Annotated in this window: 1 protein-coding gene; it reads left to right on the top strand. The window is 42.9% G+C overall.

The annotated features are described in order from the left end of the window. Nucleotides 1-30: 30 nt before the first annotated feature. A partial coding sequence (locus tag QUF07_RS14195) for a Rossmann-fold NAD(P)-binding domain-containing protein (RefSeq protein WP_502879048.1) occupies nt 31-527 on the top strand: 497 nt, incomplete at its 3' end.

Raw genomic sequence — 527 nt, 5'->3', positions numbered from 1 at the left:
AAAAACATCATTAATCAAGGAGAATCGATTATGACAAAAGACTTCAGACAAAACGTATTTCAAGGCCGCAGTGTATTAGCTGAAAAAGACTTCACAGCAGCCGAACTCGAATATTTGATCGACTTTGGTCTCCATTTGAAGGCACTTAAAAAGGCTGGCGTTCCGCACCACTATTTGGAAGGTAAAAACATTGCCTTACTCTTCGAAAAGTCATCAACTCGTACTCGTTCAGCATTCACCACTGCTGCGATTGACCTTGGTGCCCACCCAGAATACTTGGGTTCAGGCGACATTCAATTAGGTAAGAAGGAATCAACTTCAGACACTGCCAAAGTTCTTGGCAGCATGTTCGATGGAATCGAATTCCGTGGTTTCAAACAAAGTGATGCTGAAATTCTTGCCCGAGACAGTGGCGTTCCAGTATGGAATGGTTTGACCGATGAATGGCACCCAACTCAAATGTTGGCTGACTTCATGACCGTTAAGGAAAACTTCGGTAAACTACAAGGATTAACCTTAACCTTCAT

This window comes from Lentilactobacillus sp. TOM.63, assembly GCF_030361045.1.
Classification (GTDB): Bacteria; Bacillota; Bacilli; order Lactobacillales; family Lactobacillaceae; genus Lentilactobacillus; species Lentilactobacillus dabitei.
Note: the sequence above shows the minus strand (reverse complement) of the source record. Positions and strands in the feature narration are given on the sequence as shown.